The following is a 335-nucleotide window of genomic DNA, read 5'->3' as shown; positions in this document are numbered from 1 at the left end:
TCCCGTGGCTGCGAACGCCGACCTGCTCACCGGGGTGCTGCGGCAACGACTGGGCTTCACCGGCGTTGTCGTGTCGGACTACTTCTCGGTCGGCTTCCTGCAGGTGATGCACGCCGTCGCTGCCGACCGCGGCGAGGCCGCAGCCCTGGCCCTGGTCGCCGGCATCGACGTGGAACTGCCCAACGGCGACGCCTACCTGGCCCCGCTCGCGGAACGGATCCGCGACGGACGGCTCGAAGAGGCCTGGGTGGATCGCGCCCTGCTGCGCGTCCTCGCTCAGAAGGAGGAACTCGGCCTCCTGGACGCGGACGCCTACGCCGGCGAGCCGCCCGCCT

The 335-nt window shown here is 71.9% G+C and carries 1 protein-coding gene; it reads left to right on the top strand.

The window, feature by feature from the left end:
* The coding region (locus BN358_RS22380; protein WP_304412783.1) for a glycoside hydrolase family 3 N-terminal domain-containing protein at window positions 1-335 on the top strand (335 nt) is incomplete at both ends.

The sequence above is a fragment of the Sedimentibacter sp. B4 genome, assembly GCF_000309315.1.
Lineage (GTDB): Bacteria > Bacillota > Clostridia > Tissierellales > Sedimentibacteraceae > Sedimentibacter > Sedimentibacter saalensis.
The sequence above is the reverse complement of the archived record's forward strand: the minus strand, read 5'-3'. Positions and strand labels throughout refer to the sequence as shown.